General features: G+C 42.0%; 15 protein-coding genes. 2 read left to right on the top strand and 13 right to left on the bottom strand.

Annotated features, from left to right (window positions below):
* Positions 1–6 precede the first annotated feature (6 nt).
* From clpB to dnaK, 5 genes are all read right to left on the bottom strand, one after another.
* Positions 7–2,649 (bottom strand): ATP-dependent chaperone ClpB, encoded by a 2,643-nt coding sequence (gene clpB / locus WDA22_00705; protein ID MFA5831970.1) that lies wholly within the window; start codon positions 2,647–2,649, stop codon positions 7–9.
* Positions 2,650–2,725: 76 nt separating this feature from the next.
* Complete coding sequence (locus tag WDA22_00700; protein ID MFA5831969.1) at positions 2,726–3,601, bottom strand: hypothetical protein; 876 nt, start codon at positions 3,599–3,601, stop codon at positions 2,726–2,728.
* A gap of 34 nt (positions 3,602–3,635) precedes the next feature.
* Entirely contained in the window at positions 3,636–3,851 is a 216-nt protein-coding gene (locus WDA22_00695; GenBank protein ID MFA5831968.1) for a hypothetical protein, read from the bottom strand.
* 37 nt (positions 3,852–3,888) lie between these two features.
* Positions 3,889–5,091 carry a 3-phosphoglycerate dehydrogenase family protein gene (locus WDA22_00690; GenBank protein ID MFA5831967.1) on the bottom strand — a complete coding sequence of 401 codons (1,203 nt, stop codon included), beginning with the start codon at positions 5,089–5,091 and terminating at the stop codon, positions 3,889–3,891.
* A gap of 191 nt (positions 5,092–5,282) precedes the next feature.
* Complete coding sequence (gene dnaK, locus WDA22_00685) at positions 5,283–7,211, bottom strand: molecular chaperone DnaK (GenBank protein MFA5831966.1); 1,929 nt, start codon at positions 7,209–7,211, stop codon at positions 5,283–5,285.
* 288 nt (positions 7,212–7,499) lie between these two features.
* On the opposite strand from dnaK, the gene WDA22_00680 reads away from it, so the two are divergent.
* Both WDA22_00680 and WDA22_00675 read left to right on the top strand, forming a co-directional pair.
* Entirely contained in the window at positions 7,500–8,282 is a 783-nt protein-coding gene (locus WDA22_00680) for a biotin--[acetyl-CoA-carboxylase] ligase (protein MFA5831965.1), read from the top strand.
* Positions 8,283–8,343: 61 nt separating this feature from the next.
* Positions 8,344–9,129 carry a type III pantothenate kinase gene (locus WDA22_00675; protein MFA5831964.1) on the top strand — a complete coding sequence of 262 codons (786 nt, stop codon included), beginning with the start codon at positions 8,344–8,346 and terminating at the stop codon, positions 9,127–9,129.
* 46 nt (positions 9,130–9,175) lie between these two features.
* Here the strand turns inward: WDA22_00675 and WDA22_00670 are convergent, their stop codons facing one another.
* From WDA22_00670 to WDA22_00635, 8 genes are all read right to left on the bottom strand, one after another.
* Entirely contained in the window at positions 9,176–10,675 is a 1,500-nt protein-coding gene (locus tag WDA22_00670; protein ID MFA5831963.1) for an NADH-quinone oxidoreductase subunit N, read from the bottom strand.
* Between the two features lie 49 nt (positions 10,676–10,724).
* A complete protein-coding gene (locus WDA22_00665; protein MFA5831962.1) occupies positions 10,725–12,326 on the bottom strand; it encodes an NADH-quinone oxidoreductase subunit M in 1,602 nt (533 codons plus the stop codon).
* Positions 12,327–12,375: 49 nt separating this feature from the next.
* Positions 12,376–14,430, bottom strand: coding sequence for an NADH-quinone oxidoreductase subunit L (nuoL, locus tag WDA22_00660; protein ID MFA5831961.1), 2,055 nt, complete (start codon positions 14,428–14,430; stop codon positions 12,376–12,378).
* Positions 14,430–14,738 (bottom strand): NADH-quinone oxidoreductase subunit NuoK, encoded by a 309-nt coding sequence (nuoK, locus tag WDA22_00655; GenBank protein ID MFA5831960.1) that lies wholly within the window; start codon positions 14,736–14,738, stop codon positions 14,430–14,432. Before nuoK ends, nuoL begins: the two co-directional genes overlap by 1 nt.
* 82 nt (positions 14,739–14,820) lie before the next feature.
* Complete coding sequence (locus tag WDA22_00650) at positions 14,821–15,351, bottom strand: NADH-quinone oxidoreductase subunit J (GenBank protein ID MFA5831959.1); 531 nt, start codon at positions 15,349–15,351, stop codon at positions 14,821–14,823.
* 7 nt (positions 15,352–15,358) lie between these two features.
* Positions 15,359–16,036 (bottom strand): NADH-quinone oxidoreductase subunit I, encoded by a 678-nt coding sequence (locus tag WDA22_00645; GenBank protein MFA5831958.1) that lies wholly within the window; start codon positions 16,034–16,036, stop codon positions 15,359–15,361.
* Between the two features lie 46 nt (positions 16,037–16,082).
* Complete coding sequence (locus WDA22_00640; protein ID MFA5831957.1) at positions 16,083–17,126, bottom strand: complex I subunit 1 family protein; 1,044 nt, start codon at positions 17,124–17,126, stop codon at positions 16,083–16,085.
* A 64-nt stretch (positions 17,127–17,190) separates the two neighbouring features.
* Positions 17,191–18,348 (bottom strand): NADH-quinone oxidoreductase subunit D, encoded by a 1,158-nt coding sequence (locus WDA22_00635; GenBank protein MFA5831956.1) that lies wholly within the window; start codon positions 18,346–18,348, stop codon positions 17,191–17,193.
* Positions 18,349–18,393 lie beyond the last annotated feature (45 nt).

Genomic DNA, 18,393 nt, shown 5'->3' with positions numbered 1-18,393 from the left:
AAAGGATCATTTTTTCAATTTTCGAAATACCAGTTTTCCTTCTCCTTCCAATCCAAGTTCAAGGGCATCTCCTTCAGTAACTTCGCCGCCAAGGATCTTTGAAGAAAGAACATCGATAATATGTTTTTGGATCGTCCGCTTTAATGGACGCGCACCAAAACTCGGATCGTACCCAAGACGTGCAATCCATTCTTTTGCATCGTCTGTCACAACAAGTGTCATCTCTTTTTTCGCCAACATGGCATCCACATGTTTCAATTGAATATTGATCACTTGTTTTATATCCAGCTGCGAGAGAGGCTTAAAGAGAATCACTTCATCAACACGGTTCAAAAACTCAGGACGGATAGTTTGGCGAAGCAATTGATTCAACTGCGAACGAAGATCACCGGCCATATTCTGCCAGTCCTCTTCCGTTTCCATTTGCGCCATCTGTTCCTGAATTATTTGTGATCCAATATTCGACGTCATAATAACGATGGTGTTCTTAAAATTCACCGTCCGGCCTTTTGAATCAGTCAACCGTCCGTCATCAAGCAATTGCAAAAGTACGTTAAACACTTCCGGATGCGCTTTTTCAATCTCATCAAGAAGCACCACGGAATATGGTTTTCTGCGGACTGCTTCCGTTAACTGACCACCCTCTTCATAACCAACATAGCCTGGTGGAGCGCCGATCAAACGAGAAACGGAGAACTTCTCCATATATTCGCTCATGTCAATCCGCACCATTGCGTTCTCATCATTAAAGAGCAATTCGGCAAGGGACCGAGCAAGTTCCGTTTTTCCAACACCAGTTGTGCCAAGAAAAATAAAAGAGCCAATCGGCCGTTTTTCATCCTGCAATCCCGCGCGACTTCTTCGGATAGCATCGGCAACAGCTTTTACCGCCTCTTCCTGATTCACCATCCGTTCGTGGATTTTTGTTTCAAGATGAAGCAGTTTCGACCGCTCGCTCTCTAGCATCCTTGTAACAGGGATTCCAGTCCACTTCGAAACAATCTCGGCAATATCTTCCGCATCAACCTCTTCCTTCAGCATTTTTTTCGTGTTTTGAATTTCAGAAAGCTTTACGGTCGCCTCTTTTAATTGCCGTTCAAGATTGGTCAATGTTCCGTACCGAAGTTCGGCAACTTTTCCGAGATCCCCTTCACGCTCTTTTTTATCCGCTTCAATCTTCACATTCTCAATCTCACCCTTCATGTTCCGGATAGATTGAATGAGATTTTTTTCATTCTCCCAATGTGTCCGCAGAGCAGTTCGGGATTGATTCAATTCAACAAGATCTTTTTCAATTTCTTGAATGTGCGTTTTTATTGCTGCACGATCGGATTCATCAGCGTATTCCGCGGAAAGCTCCCGTTTAACCGCTTCGCGTTCAATTTCCAAATGCTTCACCCTTCGCTCGATATTGTCCAATTCTTCCGGCATCGAATCTATCTCAATCCTCAATTTCGATGCTGCTTCATCCACAAGATCGATCGCTTTATCGGGAAGAAATCTATCCGATATGTAACGGTGGCTTAACTGTGCGGCGGCAATAATCGCTCCGTCGGTGATCCGTACACCATGATGCACTTCATAACGTTCAGCGAGTCGACGCAAGATTGAGATTGTATCATCAACAGTAGGTTCATCAACATGAACCGGCTGGAATCGGCGTTCCAGTGCCGGATCTTTTTCGATATATTTTCTGTATTCATCGAGTGTTGTTGCACCAATCGCACGCAGATCTCCCCGTGCCAACGCCGGTTTCAGCATATTTGCCGCATCGACAGCTCCTTGTGCTGCTCCCGCTCCCACCAATGTGTGAAGTTCATCAATAAAGAGAATAATTTCACCGTTGGAATTTTCGACTTCTTTCAATACGGCTTTCAGTCGTTCTTCAAACTGTCCGCGAAAACTTGCACCGGCAATAAGCGAAGCCATATCCAATGCAATAATTCGTTTCGATTTAAGATTTTCAGGGACATCTCCAGAAATAATTCTATACGCAAGACCTTCTGCAATAGCCGTTTTCCCGACACCAGGTTCACCAATCAGCACAGGATTATTTTTTGTTCGACGTGACAGAACCTGAAGCACGCGTCGAATTTCATCTTCACGTCCGATGACAGGATCAAGTTTTCCTTTCCTTGCAAGATCGTTCAAATCCCTACCGAATTTTTCGAGTGACTGATACTTGTCTTCAGGATTTTGATCCGTCACACGGTGTGATCCGCGAACTTCTTTGAGTGCTTTCAACAAACCTTCTTTTGTGATTCCTTGATCCAAAAGCAATTTCACTCCGCTATTGCTCTTTTGATCAAGCAAAGAAAGTAATAGATGTTCCGTGCTAACATAATCGTCTTTCAGGTTCTCTGCTTCTTTTTGAGCCTGTTCAAATATTTTTTGCAGGATTGTAGATACATATTGCTGAGCGCCACTTACTTTAGGAAGTTTTTCAACAACTTCATTGATCTTTATTTTAATATAATTGACATTTGCTCCAAGTTTTTGGAGAATGGGCGTAACAATCCCTTGCGCATCCTGCACTAATGCAGCGAGCAAATGCTCCGGTTCTAACGATTGGTTTCCGTAGGATGTCGCAATCTCTTGCGCATTTTGCACAGCTTCTTGTGATTTTATGGTAAATTTATTGAAATTCATTTTTCTATTTTTTCAAATTTAGGTTGTTGCTTATTTACATTCTCTGTGATCTCTGTGTTCTCCGTGGTGAAATATTTTATTTTATTTTGGTACTCTGCATTCTGGTAAACTCTTTTTCTCTTTCCTGCATTACCGCCGGCACATTCAATAAATCGTTCAATTTATATGCAGGGATAACACTCACAATTCCATTGGATTTACTCTTCTGCTTGTCATAAAATCCCGATATAATCCCTGTCAGAAATAGTCTCGCCGGAACAGTAGCAGTTCCTGTATCTTTTATCGCTGGCGAATAAAAGAAAAGAGGGGAACCACTGCTTTCTTTTGAAATGTTCGTTTCTACCAAATAGAGTTCTGTATATCCATTTTCCACTGAATATTTTTCTTCGGAAAGCTGGGCGATTTTTCCAAACCTTACGATTGGTATGTTTTTGAAAATTCCAAAATGGGAAGACTCCATACCAGTATAAAACACTTCGTCTCCTTCAGAAATATTTTCCTTTTTCAGGAAATCTATAGCCGCAATCATGCCAACGGGAGTGAATAAAAAATCATACCTATTCAGGTCCGGATACGCAGGAATAATTGCGAGATCAACAGTCGAATCCGGATGGAGAAAATATCGTGGTACAGAATTCAGGACCATCGGAATAATCAATGTGTCGGAGTATCCATCCTTTCTATTGATTCTGATGTACACTGTATCAAAGAACGATCCATTTGATTTTTTTAATGTGCTTTTGGTTGTGACCAAATAGCCAAAGTTTGCAGTATCGTTGTTCTGATTCGTTTTCAGCAAAACAAAAAAACCTGTCCCTTGCGGAGTCAATCTATTATTTGTATCCTTCGAAAAAATAAACGTCACTGATTTTTTTACCTGTGCCGGAAATTTTGCTGCAGACGATGTCGCTATGAGTAGAACGAGTGCAAGGAATAGATATCGAATTTTCATGTATACTTCTTTCATCAAGATTGAGAATGATTAACTATTGTTTTTCGCCAGTCTCTTGTTCAAATCGTTTCTTGCCCTCTTTTTCTTCTATGACAGTCTCCATTGCATTCCGTTTTTCCTGATTCTGCATATCAGCAAAAACAGAAGTAGCGGCAAAGTTTCCCGAACTGCTCATTTTTTTATTAATAATCGCCATTAACAATATCAATGCTAAGGCAATCAATATAATCCAAACTATAATGTCCATCATAGCCTAACCCTCATTTCCTCATCCTTCAATGAAAGAATTATGATAGCTCAACCAATTGCACCTGAATCACTTCCTCTATACGTGATGAAATGGATGAAAGAGTTTTTTCCGGCGGTTTGGCATCAAGTTTTAAAGTGCAACACGCAGTTTGCGTACCTTCAAAGATCAAATTCTCGACTTCCTGAATATTGATCGCTGCCGACTTCAAATCCTCAAACACATTTGCTAAAACACCCGGCTTATCATAATGTCTCACAACCAATTGGAATTTTGCCGGAGTTACTTTCGCTTTATTCACCCAATTCTTTACCGTCCCCCGCTCCTTATACATTTTGATAATCGCCACGGTCTCATCGGCAATTGCATTTTGCGCCTGTTCTGTTGAAGCACCGATGTGATGCGTTCCGTAGACATTTGGCAATGAGGCAATCTTATTGGTAAACGGCGAAGTCTTATCTTCAGGTTCACCGGAAAAGACATCTGCCCCGACTCGAATTTTACCCGCTTGTGCGGCTTCATACAACGCATCTTCATCAACCACTTCCCAGCGCGATGTATTCAAAAAGATTGCTTTGGGTTTCATCATCCCAATCAGCTCTTTCGTGATGATTTTTTTCGTCTCGGGTTTTAGCGCCAAGTGAACCGACACAACATCGCAGAGCGGAATCAACGCTGCGATCGACTCTGCACTCGTCACTCCAAGAGATTCTGCTTTTTCTTTTGTCAAAGAACGCGACCAGGCGACAACATTCATTCCAAACGCCTTTGCGCGATGAATGAACTCTTTTCCGATCTGGCCGGTACCGATTACTCCGACGGTCTTGCCGAACACTCCATCAGCTTTGGAATATTCGCTCTTGTTCCATTTCGCATTCTTCAGATCGATGACATTATCCGGAATTCTTCTATCGATCGAAAGAAGCAAACCCATAGCAAGTTCTGCAACTGCAACGGAATTTTTCCCCGGACAATTTGAGACATAGATGCCTCGGGCATTGGCAGCTTTCATATCAATATTGTTGACACCAGCTCCTGCTCGAACAATGAGCGAAAGATTTTTTGCAGAAGAAATACAATCTGCATGAACTTCCGTAGAACGGACAACAAGCACATCGGCATCTTCAATTGCACCGGCGAGTTCTTCCGCTTTGAGTTTTGGTTTATTAATAACAACCATACCGAGTGACGCAAGGTTATCAATGGTTTTTTGTGGTAACGAATCTGCTAAGAGGACTTTCATACGACATCTCCTTTTAAGGAATGTTCTATCGTGGTAATAAGTATTTGTACCAAAAGGTACGTCCTTTTTCCTGAGCCATCAATTACAAATAATCACCTTTTTTCGGGCATATCCGATATAACAAAGGCGAGGAATCACCTCGCCTTGTTATCTTTAGATCACCAAAATGCTTTTGGAGTGTTATAAACGAGTTATTTATCGTCAACAACTTCAAAATCAGCGTTTTCAACTTTCTTTCCGCCGTCGGATTGACCACCGCTTTGAGACTGCTGCTGTTGTTGTTGCCCGGTTGCGTCGGCACCTGGTTGCGGTCCCGCTGTTTTGGCTGCCTCATACATTTTCGTGGAAGCTTCATTCCAGATTTTTTCCAGTTCTTCCTTCTTTTCTTTGATCCCCGAATTTGCTTTAACAGCTTCTTCTAACGCATTCGTTGCAGATTCAATCTTTGCTTTTGTATCAGCATCGATCTTATCACCGAGATCAGTCAATTGCTTCCGCGTTGAAAAGATGAGGGAGTCAGCCTGATTTTTGATCTCAATTTCTTCTTTGCGTTTTGAATCCTCTGCAGCGTGTGCTTGCGCATCTTTCTTCATCTTCTCTACTTCTTCCTTGCTCAATCCGGATGAAGATGTAATGCGAATATTCTGTTCCTTACCTGTGGCTTTATCTTTTGCGGAAACGGAAAGCATACCGTTCGCATCGATATCAAGCGATACTTCAATCTGAGGAACACCGCGCGGTGCTGGTGGAATTCCGTCAAGATGGAACTTTCCGAGAGAGCGGTTATCAACAGCCATCGGACGTTCACCTTGAAGAATATGAATCTCCACTGATGTCTGGCTATCGGCTGCCGTGCTGAATGTTTCACTCTTCTTTGTGGGAATGGTTGTATTCGCATCGATCAGCTTTGTCATCACGCCACCGAGTGTTTCAATCCCAAGTGACAATGGTGTCACATCCAAAAGCAATACATCAGTCACATCACCAGCAAGAACGCCTCCTTGAATAGCTGCACCAATAGCAACAACTTCATCAGGATTCACTCCTTTGTGTCCTTCTTTTCCGAAGAATTTTTTTACCAACTCTTGAACTGCCGGCATACGTGTCATGCCGCCAACAAGAATCACTTCATCAATTTGGCTGGTGGAATAACCGGAATCCTGCAGCGCTTTTTCCGTTGGATGTAAACATCGTTTTAACAGATCGTCTACCAATTGTTCAAATTTGGAGCGCGACAATGTCATCGTAAAATGTTTCGGACCGTCTTGTGTAGCCGTAATAAACGGAAGATTGATCTCTGTTTGTGCAGAGGAAGATAATTCAATCTTTGCTTTTTCTGCAGCTTCACGCAATCGTTGAAGTGCCATAGCATCCTTCAATAGATCGACCCCTTCTTGCTTTTTAAATTCTTCTGCAAAGAATTCCACGAGACGCTGATCGAAGTTATCACCGCCAAGATGTGTATCGCCATTCGTTGATTTCACCTCAAAGACACCATCGCCGAGGTCAAGAACGGAAATATCAAATGTTCCACCGCCAAGATCGAATACAGCAACTTTTGAATTCTTATGTTTCTTATCCAAACCGTACGCAAGTGCAGCCGCGGTCGGTTCGTTAACGATACGTCTCACGGTTAATCCGGCAACTTCACCAGCTTCTTTGGTCGCTTGACGTTGAGCATCATTAAAATATGCCGGGACAGTAATAACTGCTTCGGTTACTTTCTGGCCAAGATAATCTTCCGCAGTCTGTTTCATCTTTTGAAGAATCATCGCGGAAATTTCTGGTGGTGAATAAACACGATCGGATATTTTCACTCGCGATGTGTTATTGTCTCCTGTGACAACGTCGTAGGGAACGAGTTTCATTTCTTCGTTCACTTCGTTCATAAATCGTCCCATGAAGCGTTTAATAGAATACACCGTGTTCTTTGAATTTGTTACTGATTGTCGTTTCGCTGACTGACCCACCAATCGTTCGCCGTTTTTTGCAAAAGCAACAATGGATGGTGTCGTTCGTGCACCTTCTGAGTTTGCGATCACAACCGGTTCATTTCCTTCCATCACAGCAACAACCGAATTTGTTGTGCCGAGATCGATACCAATAATTTTTCCTGCCATAATATTTTTCCTCTATTTAATGTTGTAGTTTCAGACTTTTCTACGTATCTCTGTGCAAGCAGTGTGCCACAATAAACACTGCGTTTTTAACCATTTTTGATGCTACAAAACAAAATTTAAAAAATTATAGTGCCATTATGGCAGTCATTCCATCTTATTGTTTTACCATTCAAGAAATTATGGCAGACAAAGATGAAGCTTGTATTTCTTTCAATTTGTCATATCTTGACAGGCGAAATAGGGACTACGTAGTTTCTAAGCTACACTAAGAGGAAATTGAAAAAAAGAATGATTGAAAAAGATACGATATTAGCCTCGCTGAAAACCAAACAATTGGGGAAAAATATTTTTTCTTTCCAATCGATTGATTCAACGAATACCTATGCAAAATCCTTAAGCAAGTCAGAAGCTCCACATGGCACGATTGTTATCACTGAAGAACAGACGTCCGGACGAGGGCGTTTACAGCGAAACTGGGTATCTCAAAAAGAAAAGAATTTACTTTTTTCGATTATACTCTTTCCCGAATTCACTGTGGAGAAAATTTCCCTTCTTCCCTTTGCCGGTTCGCTTGCCGTGGCCGATGCCATTGAAAAAGTGACTGCTCTTTCTCCAATATGTAAATGGCCGAATGATGTTCTCGTCAACAATAAAAAGATATGTGGAATGCTTCTAGAATCTTCAACAGGGCAAGTTGCGCTGGAAAAAATTGTTTTTGGTATCGGGGTAAATGTAAATCAAGAAGAATTTGATGGTGATCTTCGGTATAAGGCATCATCCATAAAAAATGAATGTGGAAAAGAAATTGACCGTGTTCTATTGCTTCAATCGATATTAGAAGAATTAGAAAATCGGTACGAACAATTGTCTCATTTTCCACCTCAGCAATTACTGAATGATTGGAAAATGAAGGCATTGCTTTTTGGAAAAAAGATTACTGTATTAGAGAGTGAATTTAGTTTTGCTGCTACTGCGATTGATGTGGACGAAGATGGTAGCCTGATTATTGAAACGGAAGACGGACAACGAAAAAATATTTTTGCCGGAGATGTAAGTCTGGCTTATCAATAAAGAAAATCACAAAGACACAAAGTGATCTTTGTGTCTTTGTGATAAAAAAAGGAAGTAATATATGATACTTACCATCGATATCGGCAACACACACTCCGTTTTTGGAATATATAATGGAAACAAATTACTCGGCGATTGGCGGGTAACAAGTTTTGTCACTCGCACGGAGGATGAATTTGGCGCACTGGTGAGAGAGTTTTGCGAACATGCGAACATTTCAACAAAGAAGATTACTTCCATAGGAATTGCTTCAGTCGTCCCAAATTTGACAGACGTTTGTCTGAAAATGTCTCGCAAATATTTCCATATTGAACCGATCATCATTTCATCAGATCTTGACCTCGGTATTAAGGTTCTTTATGATGATCCCCGTTCCGTCGGTGCTGATAGATTGTGTAATGCCGTTGCTGGATATGTAAAGTATAGGGGTCCCCTCGTGATCGTTGATTTTGGAACGGCAACAACGTTCGATGTTATATCAAAAAATGGTGAGTACCTTGGAGGAGTGATTACCGCCGGAATTGAAACCGCATCCGGAGAACTTCATCGTCGGGCGGCAAAGTTGCCTAAGATTGATCTGAAATTTCCCGAAAAAGTCATTGGAAAAAATACGGTTGAAAGTATGCAGGCAGGTATTTTGTACGGAGCGCTTGATTCAATGGAAACAATGATCCGCCGTATCTCAAAAGAATTAGACGACTATCCAACCGTTATTGCCACCGGGGGATTTTCTGAAACGATGAAAAAACAATCCAAGGTCATCAATAAGCATGAACCAACATTAGTGCTGGAAGGAATTAGACTGATTGTGGAGAGAGTGGAAAAGAAGAATAAGAAGAAAAAGTGATGGACAAAGTGACCATCATCTTAAAGGTGACGGTCACTTAAAGAAATTATTTCATTCCAAACATCTGCACAGACATCTGTGCAAATTCTACCAATGAATTAAAGAATAATCCAAAATAAAGTGTTGGAATCAGTAGCGACATCAATAAAATTTGTTGTGCCAATGGAAATGTCATTGGTTCCACTGTTGCAGATTGTTCATCTCTCAAAAACATATTCCTGATGATTCGAACATAATAGTACAAAGAAACAACGCTGTTCAGCACTCCGATAACCGCAATCACAATCATTTTTGCATTAATGAGGGAAAGAAAAATCATCCATTTACCGATGAATCCTGCTGTCGGAGGAAGTCCTGTAAGTGAAATAAGAAATACTGCAAGCGATACAGAAAGGAGCGGCGATCGCTTCCCAAGTCCTCGATAATTATCAATATGTTCACTATTGATTTTATTAGCGATGAGCATCACCACATAGAATGCGCCGAGATTCATGAACAAATACACCACAAAATAAACCATCACTGCAGAAAATCCATCGTTACTGAGGACAACCAGTCCAAGCAGCATATAGCCAGCTTGTGCGATGCTTGAATATGCCAGCATCCGTTTCACATTGTCCTGCCAAAGCGCAACAAGATTTCCAAGAGTCATCGTGAGCACCGAAAGAATCATCAAAGCATTTTGAATATGAACCCCGCTCAGAAATGTCCATGTCCCGGCTGGAAGATTCATCACTGAAGAATCGATAAACATCACTTTGAATGCGCGCATCATCATGGCGAAACCAGCCGCTTTGGAAGCGACAGAAAGAAACGCTGTGATTGTCGTCGGTGCTCCTTCATAAACATCAGGTGTCCAGAAATGAAATGGAACAGCAGAGATCTTATACCCGAATCCAACAAGAATGAAGATGGAAGCAACAATCATGGCAAGGTGATTGGAACTTCCCTGCATTAATACTTGATTAATTCCAGAGATATTGAGTGTCCCGGTCAAACCGTAGACGATTGATATACCGTAAAGCATCACACCGGAAGAGAAAGCTCCATAGAGCAGATACTTCATGGACGCTTCGGACGAATCTTTCGCTTTGCGCGTAAAGCCGGATGCAACGTAGGATGAAAGCGAACTCATCTCCAGCGTTAGATACATCATCAACAAATTCGAAGAGCCAACCATGAACATCATTCCGAGAGCCATTGACAGAATCAGGAAATAATATTCTCCGATCGTTTTGTGTTCTGCATTTACTTCATCAGAAAATCGGGACATCAACACAACAACGATGGTCGCAAGGATGATCACAAGCTTAAAGAAAATTGCGAAAGGATCCACACTCAGCATACCGCTGAATGTTGAACTGTTCATTCCGATCTGTTCCGTCAACACATAGAACGATGCAAGTAACCCCGTCAACGAAAGCACCATCATCATCTGAGCATTTTTTCGGTTTACCAAATGAGCTAACAGAACAATACAGAGTGTTATCGTAAGGATGACTTCAGGCAGGATGTTTGAGACATTATTAAGAATAGTTTCTAGCATGATATATTCAAATTAATACAACAAATAATAAAAAATGCTTTACAAAAGATTAGTTACCGACCACTCCCACTGCACTTCCTTTGACAAAATCGACCAACGTATTTGCCGAGGCATTCATCACATCAAGCATAATATTCGGATACAATCCGAGGGCAATAACAATGATTGCCAACGGAACTAACATAATAAGTTCGCGGGTGTTGATATCGGTAAGGTCATTCCATTTTTCCGGAAGTGATCCGAGAAATACTCTCTGCAGCGTCCACAACATATAGCCCGCTGTTAACACAATGCCGAATGCTGAAGCAATTGTCAGCCAGCGAAAGGTTTGGAATGCACCAAGGAACGAGAATGCTTCCGAAATGAATCCGCTTAAACCAGGCAGTCCGATGGCAGCAAAAAATGCTATCGTCATCACACCGGAATATTTCGGCATCTTGTTCATCAATCCGCCGAAGTCATCAACGCCGCGTGTATGAGCACGATCATAGATGACGCCGACAATCAAGAAGAGCATTGCTGTGATCGTTCCGTGATTGAACATTTGCAGCATACCCCCGAGCATTCCCTGTGTATTCATTGCGGCAATTCCAAGGAGCACAATTCCCATATGACTGACAGAAGAATATGCGATCAATTTCTTAAAATCTTTTTGTGCAAGCGCGCAGAAGGCGCCGTAGATAATATTGATGAACCCAAGAAATGCGAGCGGATAGAGATAATGCATTGCTGCATCCGGAAATATTGGGAAGGCAATTCGCAATAATCCGTATGTCCCCATTTTCAACAAAACACCAGCAAGAATAACACTAATGGCGGTCGGCGCTTCAACATGCGCATCGGGCAGCCATGTGTGAAATGGAAAAATCGGAACTTTGATCGCAAATCCTATAAAGATTGCGATGTATGCCAAATATCTCCATGATGTTGAAACACCGGATAGAATCGAACCTGCTTCATAGTTTGCAGGATTCATCATCGCCAGCATATTGAACGTATGAATCTTTTCACCCGATGCCGGATCAATGATTGTCACACTAAAATAGAGCGCTAACATTGCCAACAACAGCAAGACCGAACCGAGCAATGTATAGAGAAAGAACTTAATGGCAGCATATTCTCTTCTCGGTCCGCCCCACACACCGATCAGGAAATACATCGGCAGCAACATCACTTCCCAGAAGATATAGAAGAGGAAGAAGTCGAGCGACACAAACACACCCATCATACCGGTGTCAAGAAGAAGCAAGAGTGCAAAATATCCTTTGATCGATTTTTCGATTGTCCACGATGAGATGACGGCGATACAGGAAATAATCGCTGTCAACAATACCATTGGCAGACTGATACCATCGATACCCAGAAAATAATCGATCTTTATTGATCCAAACCACCCTGTACTCTTTACATTAATCCAATTGAACACTTCTTTGAACTGCATTGTGTCGACAGAATTTACGCCGGCTAGTGACCGGTCGAATTTAGCGAACAACAAAAATGCAAAGACTACCTGGAGCAATGTGAATACCAATGAAGTCCACCGCACAGCTGACTTTTGTTCTTTGGGAAGTAATAAGACAATAATCATCCCAACGATAGGAAGAAACGTAAGCCACGTGAGGATACCGATGTTAAGAATTTTAAGTTCCATAGTATTAATAAGATTAGAAAATAATGTAGCGCTTTTACAAAAAATGATTTTAGATATACATAGCCAACAACACCATCAAACCAACGATTGCAAAGATCATATATGTCTGAACTTTTCCCGTTTGAACTTTTCGGATGGAAAGGCCCAACAGTCCGGCAAAATATGCCGTAAAGTTCACCATTCCATCAACAACGTATGAATCGAACTTTCCGCTGATGGTGGAAACGATTTTCGTAACCCATGCTGCTCCATTCACAATTCCATCCACAATTGTTCCATCAAACCATGCCAGAATCTTTGCAATACCGAGCATTGCTGCAACGGCGGTCGCATCATACAACTCGTCGAAGTACCATTTCCGATACAGGAATGTATGAACCGGCTTCAAAGCACGTTCAAACGCGTCGGCAGAAATTTTCTTCCAATAGTAAGTAACGAAAGCAAGTAGAATTCCGAGACCGGATACTCCAACAGAAAGGATCATCGCCATCGAATGCTGATGATGGATCTCTTCAATAAATTCGCCGGTTGGTGTCGATGCAACTTGTTCAGAAACAGCCACTGTTGGATAGGTCATTTTCTCAAAAAACCATCCATGACTTGCGTTGATTGGATTTAATGAGAAGAAGAAAAAAAATGAGAGAGCAGCCAGAGTCATTAACGGGATTGTCATCACCCGAGGGGATTCGTGAATATGCTCATATCGTTGTTTATCCTGATGTTCCCCCATGAATGTGAGAATCAACATTCGAAACATATAAAATGCCGTCAGGCCTGCAACAAAAAATCCAATAATGGGGATAAGGGAATGTCCCGTAAAATGTGAAAACGCAAGCGTTCCAGCCAGAATTTCATCTTTACTCAAAAAGCCAGAAGTCAGCGGAACACCGGAAATTGCCAGCGTAAAAATCATCATCGTCCAAAACGTCACTGGCATTTTTGATTTCAATCCGCCCATAAATCGGACATCCTGCGCATCCGTATGATGATCGTTCAAATGATGAAGTGCATGATGCATTGCATAGATAACGGAGCCGGATGCAAGGAAGAGTCCGGCTTTGAAAGCAGCGTGCGTAACAAGATGCATAACGCCGGCGGTATATGCACCGACACCGAGTCCCATCACCATATACCCTAATTGACTGACGGTAGAATACGCAAGAATTTTTTTAATATCATTTTGAACAATTGCAATTGTAGCGGCAATAAATGCAGTAATCGCTCCTGTATATGCTATCACTAACAGTGCATCTGCGGTTAGCATCGGGAAGGTTCTTGCGACAAGATAGACACCAGCCGCCACCATTGTTGCGGCATGGATCAGTGCGCTGACCGGAGTCGGACCTTCCATCGCATCCGGAAGCCAAACGTGTAGCGGGAATTGTGCCGATTTGCCGACAGCACCGCAGAAAATGAGAAGACCGGCAGCCGTTAACCAGGTACTTGAATCAAACGGAATATTTCCGTTTCCAATTGCTGAAAAAATACCGCTAAACGTTAATGTTGAAAACTGCATCCAGACAATCATGATTCCAATAAAGAAGCCTAGATCGCCGACTCGATTGACAATAAACGCTTTCTTTGCAGCGTCTGACGCAGATTTTTTTTCATACCAATGACCGATGAGCAAATAAGAGCTCAATCCAACTAATTCCCAAAAAACATACATGAGTAAATAGTTGTTGGTAACAACGATGCCGAGCATTGAAAAAGTGAAGATTCCGAGATTAGCATAATACCGCGAATAACGAATATCCCCTTTCATGTATGCCAGTGAAAAGAGATGAACCAAAAAACTAATGAGCGTCACCACAACAAGCATCACTGCCGTAAGATTATCGACCATAATGCCGATATCAATTTTCAGTGGGACTTGATTAACGACGGTGTGAAAATCGATCCAGGTAAATGTGAAATCCCATGTCGATTCCACAGAAAGTTTCGCAAAGAAGATGTAGATCGCAAGGGCCAGGTCAATTCCGAGGAATGTTGTACCAATCAGACCGCTCTTTTCCGTGAATCGTTTTCCAAAGAAAATCAGAAGGACAAAGCTGACAAGCGGGAGAAAAAGAATTGCGAGAGCAATTTTAAGTTCGGGTATCATTAGTCTTTTAAGTATGAAATTTCGTCAACATTGACTGTATTGAAGCGTTTGTAAATATTCAGCACGATTGCAAGAGCTATTGCAGCTTCCGCCGCTGCAAGGATAATCACGAAAATGGCCGCCATCTGTCCTTCGATGTTCATCCCGCCAAAACGGGAGAACGCAAGAAAATTGATGTTGGCAGAGTTTAAGATGAGTTCAATACCCATCAAAACCATGATTGCATTTCTTCGCGAAAGGACGGCATAGATCCCAAATGAGAACAACACCGCGCTGATCAAAAGAAAATGTGTAAGTGTAATAGTCATAAAATTAAAAATCCCAAAATACAATATTCAAATTCCAAAAAAGCTGAGTCGAAATCACATATCCAAAAATAATTGATATTTGTTATTTGGAATTTGGAATTTGTGATTTGGAGCTTTCTCTTCTCGCCATCATCGCCGCACCAACAATCGCTACGAGCAAAATCACAGACGCAATTTCAAACGGCAGCAAATGTGTTGTGATCAATGCCGTTCCAATATCTTTTGATGTAGTCTGCACCGTCAATTCGCCCATCTGTTTGCTGACAAACCAGTCACTTGTCCAGAAGAGTCCGGCAAGCAATCCTGCAATTGCAGCAACAACGCTGACTGCCGGGAGAACATTCAGTGAACCGGATTTGATATCGATGCTGACAGTATTAGTCGTTAACATCACGCCAAACAGCAACAACACAAGGATACCACCGACATAAATGAGTAATTGTGTAATCGCTAAAAAGTCTGCGTTCAGTAGAACATAAATTCCCGCTACCCCGAAGAAGGTGAACAACAATGAGAATGCCGAGTACACTATATTACGGGAGAAGACAACAAGTGCAGCCGAAGCAACAGTGACAACAGCGAAGAAGTAAAAAATTATTTCGTATAGATTCATAATAGTTCTATTGCTGAGTTGGTGGTGTTTCGGGATCTTTTGGTGAAGGATTCTGCACCGGTGGAACAAGAACTGGTGGCGCAGCAGAAGCAAGCGGTGCAGCTGCTTGAGCAGAGGCGGTAGCAGCTGCAGCGGCTTTTGCAGCAGCAGCCTGAGCAGCCACAGCAGCTTTTTTGGCTGCCTGTTCTTCATCATTTTGTTTTACTTTTAATTTTGCTGTTTCAATTTCGGAAGGAGACATCGTCCCAAAATTGTAGATGAGATTGTTCCGGTTGTATTCCGAAAACTCATATACATCGGTCATCTTCAAACATTCGGTCGGACAAGGATATACGCACAAACCGCAGTAACAACATTTAGCAATATCAATATCGAACTTTGTTACGTAGATCCTTTTCTTTTGACCCGTTGATGTTTCACCAAGACTTTCTGTGGGTGGTGCTTTCATCACTTCAATTTCAATGCAGTCAACCGGGCATGCTTTGGCACATAATTCACAACCGATACAATCATCAAAATTCATGTATAATCGGTTACGAACGCGATCCGGCATTTGCTTTTTCACATGCGGATATTGAAGCGTTACGGTCGGCGAAACCATTTGCTTAATAGTAATTCTCATTCCGATCATTGCCGAACTGACCGAACGATAGATATCATTAAAATATGTTGTAAATGCAGTCATAAATATTTTGTTTTTCTCTTTGCGTCTCAGCGTCTCTGCGGTGAGATCACATAACCATAATAAAACCGATTGCGATAATGCAGAACAATGCAAACGGTGTTAACACTTTCCAAGAAACGTACATCAATTGATCAACACGCAATCTGGGAAGTGTCCATCGGAGCCAGATGTTCAAGAAAACAAAAAGCATCCCTTTCAACACAAACCAGAATGCGCTCCAAACCGGACCACTCATAAAGGATCCAAATGGACTTGTCCAGCCTCCAAAGAACATCACCACAACAACGGCTGAGACTAAAAAGAGATTCGCGTATTCTGCTAAATAGAAGATTGCAAATTTCATTCCGCTGTATTCTGTGTTATAGCCTTGCACCAATTCCGATTCTGCTTCAGGAAGATCAAACGGTGTTCTGTTTACTTCCGCCATCGATGACAACAGATAGATCAAAAAGAGAACAAACGTAAACGGAATGAGTGCCAGTTTTTGTCCTAATGGAAAATTACCACCAAGAATCAACCAGTTTTGTATTCCTCCATCCTGCATTTGCGTCATCGTTTCCATATTCATTGTGCTAAACACCATCACAACTCCGAGAATAGCAAGCACTCCGGGAATTTCATAGCTGACGATCTGTGCTGCGGAACGAAGTGCGCCGAACAATGACCATTTATTATTGGAGGCCCAACCGGACATTAACAATCCAACAACAACAATTGAAGAAGCGGCGACGAGATAAAATATTCCAAGATCAATACTGCTGCCTATGTAGCTGCTGCTAAAGGGTAGCACTGCAAAGGAAGCATACGTTCCGATGAAGACGAGATACGGAGCAAGGATAAACAAAAATTTATCGGCTGCTGTCGGAATAATGTCTTCTTTTTGCAGCAACTTTAAGATGTCGGCGAACGGCTGCAATGTCCCATGCCATCCGTTTTCCATATAGGCAAGTCGATTTTGAATGTGCGCCGCCATTTTCATTTCGCCGTACAGCACAACGAGTGCATAGACGAGAATGAATACTACCGGAATCAACGCCAATAGTATTGACATGACGATCGGATTGTTGATGAATGCAAGAAGATTTTCCATTGATAATTCTATTTAATTTTTCACAACCAGCTAAACATTTTTAACTTTTCACTTTTTACTTGTCTTATCTGTCCACTTCCCCAAGCACTATGTCAATACTTCCTACGATGGCAACAAGATCGGCAAGCATTGCCCCTTTTGATATCGCGTTAATAACGCTCAGATTAACAAATGCCGGAGCGCGGGCTTTAATCCGATACGGTGTTACATTATCTTCCGCAACAATATAAAATCCTAATTCACCACGCGGACCCTCAATACGTCCATACGCATCTCCCGGCACCGGACGAATTCGTTTCGGAACTGCTTTTTGGACATCACCCTCAGGAATCGACACAAGAGCTTGTTCAATAATGCGGAGACTCTCCCACATTTCGAGTTGCCGCACCATGTTTCTATCCCACACATCACCAACTGTGCCCATTTCTCCCTTACCGACAATCACATCCCATTCGAATTTATGATAGAGGGTATATGGATCATCGCGACGCAGATCAAAATTCACTCCGGAGCCTCGAAGCATCGGACCGCTGCATGCATAATTGATTGCAAGATCTTTGGGAAGAATACCAACATTTGCCGTACGTTTAATGAAGATTTCATTATAATTGAGAAGATCGTTTACTTCTTGCAGCGTTTTTTTGAAATCTCTGCAAAATTCTTTTGTTTTATCGACGAATTGAGGGGGAATATCATGCGAAAGACCGCCGATCCACATGTAGTTGTACAGTAATCGGGCACCGCATGTCATTTCAAATAATTCGAGAATCTTCTCCCGATCACGGAAGTAATAGAGGAATGGAGTAAATGCCCCCATATCAATACCGAACGTACCGATCGCAATCAAATGTGAAGCAATGCGTTGCAGTTCCGCCATGATGATGCGGATATAATGAACTCGTTCGGGAACTTCTATTTTCAGCAGTTTTTCAGCAGCTACAACGTATGCCATTTCGTTGGTCATGGCAGCAACATAATCCATTCGATCAACATACGGAACAACCTGCTGATAACTGGTCATATGTTCGCAATGTTTTTCAAAGCATCGATGCAGATATCCTAAATGCGGTATCACATCCATCACAATTTCACCATCCAGCACAACCTCGAGTCGAAGCACGCCGTGTGTTGACGGGTGCTGCGGTCCCATATTGACGACCATCTCTTCGGTACGGAGAGTCTTTCCGGTGGATGTTTTATGTTTTTCTAAGGTTTCAATCATTGTCATTGAAAGATGACCGACACTTCTTAAGTGACGGTCATCTAT

This window comes from Bacteroidota bacterium (assembly GCA_041658205.1).
GTDB lineage: Bacteria > Bacteroidota > Ignavibacteria > UBA10030 > UBA8401 > UBA8401.
The sequence above is the reverse complement of the archived record's forward strand: the minus strand, read 5'-3'. Positions and strand labels throughout refer to the sequence as shown.

Coding starts and splice junctions, on each gene's coding strand:
- clpB (MFA5831970.1), bottom strand. CDS start 2,649: ATGAATTTCAATAAATTTACCATAAAATCACAAGAAGCTGTGCAAAAT.
- WDA22_00700 (MFA5831969.1), bottom strand. CDS start 3,601: ATGAAAATTCGATATCTATTCCTTGCACTCGTTCTACTCATAGCGACA.
- WDA22_00695 (MFA5831968.1), bottom strand. CDS start 3,851: ATGATGGACATTATAGTTTGGATTATATTGATTGCCTTAGCATTGATA.
- WDA22_00690 (MFA5831967.1), bottom strand. CDS start 5,091: ATGAAAGTCCTCTTAGCAGATTCGTTACCACAAAAAACCATTGATAAC.
- dnaK (MFA5831966.1), bottom strand. CDS start 7,211: ATGGCAGGAAAAATTATTGGTATCGATCTCGGCACAACAAATTCGGTT.
- WDA22_00680 (MFA5831965.1), top strand. CDS start 7,500: ATGATTGAAAAAGATACGATATTAGCCTCGCTGAAAACCAAACAATTG.
- WDA22_00675 (MFA5831964.1), top strand. CDS start 8,344: ATGATACTTACCATCGATATCGGCAACACACACTCCGTTTTTGGAATA.
- WDA22_00670 (MFA5831963.1), bottom strand. CDS start 10,675: ATGCTAGAAACTATTCTTAATAATGTCTCAAACATCCTGCCTGAAGTC.
- WDA22_00665 (MFA5831962.1), bottom strand. CDS start 12,326: ATGGAACTTAAAATTCTTAACATCGGTATCCTCACGTGGCTTACGTTT.
- nuoL (MFA5831961.1), bottom strand. CDS start 14,430: ATGATACCCGAACTTAAAATTGCTCTCGCAATTCTTTTTCTCCCGCTT.
- nuoK (MFA5831960.1), bottom strand. CDS start 14,738: ATGACTATTACACTTACACATTTTCTTTTGATCAGCGCGGTGTTGTTC.
- WDA22_00650 (MFA5831959.1), bottom strand. CDS start 15,351: ATGAATCTATACGAAATAATTTTTTACTTCTTCGCTGTTGTCACTGTT.
- WDA22_00645 (MFA5831958.1), bottom strand. CDS start 16,036: ATGACTGCATTTACAACATATTTTAATGATATCTATCGTTCGGTCAGT.
- WDA22_00640 (MFA5831957.1), bottom strand. CDS start 17,126: ATGGAAAATCTTCTTGCATTCATCAACAATCCGATCGTCATGTCAATA.
- WDA22_00635 (MFA5831956.1), bottom strand. CDS start 18,348: ATGATTGAAACCTTAGAAAAACATAAAACATCCACCGGAAAGACTCTC.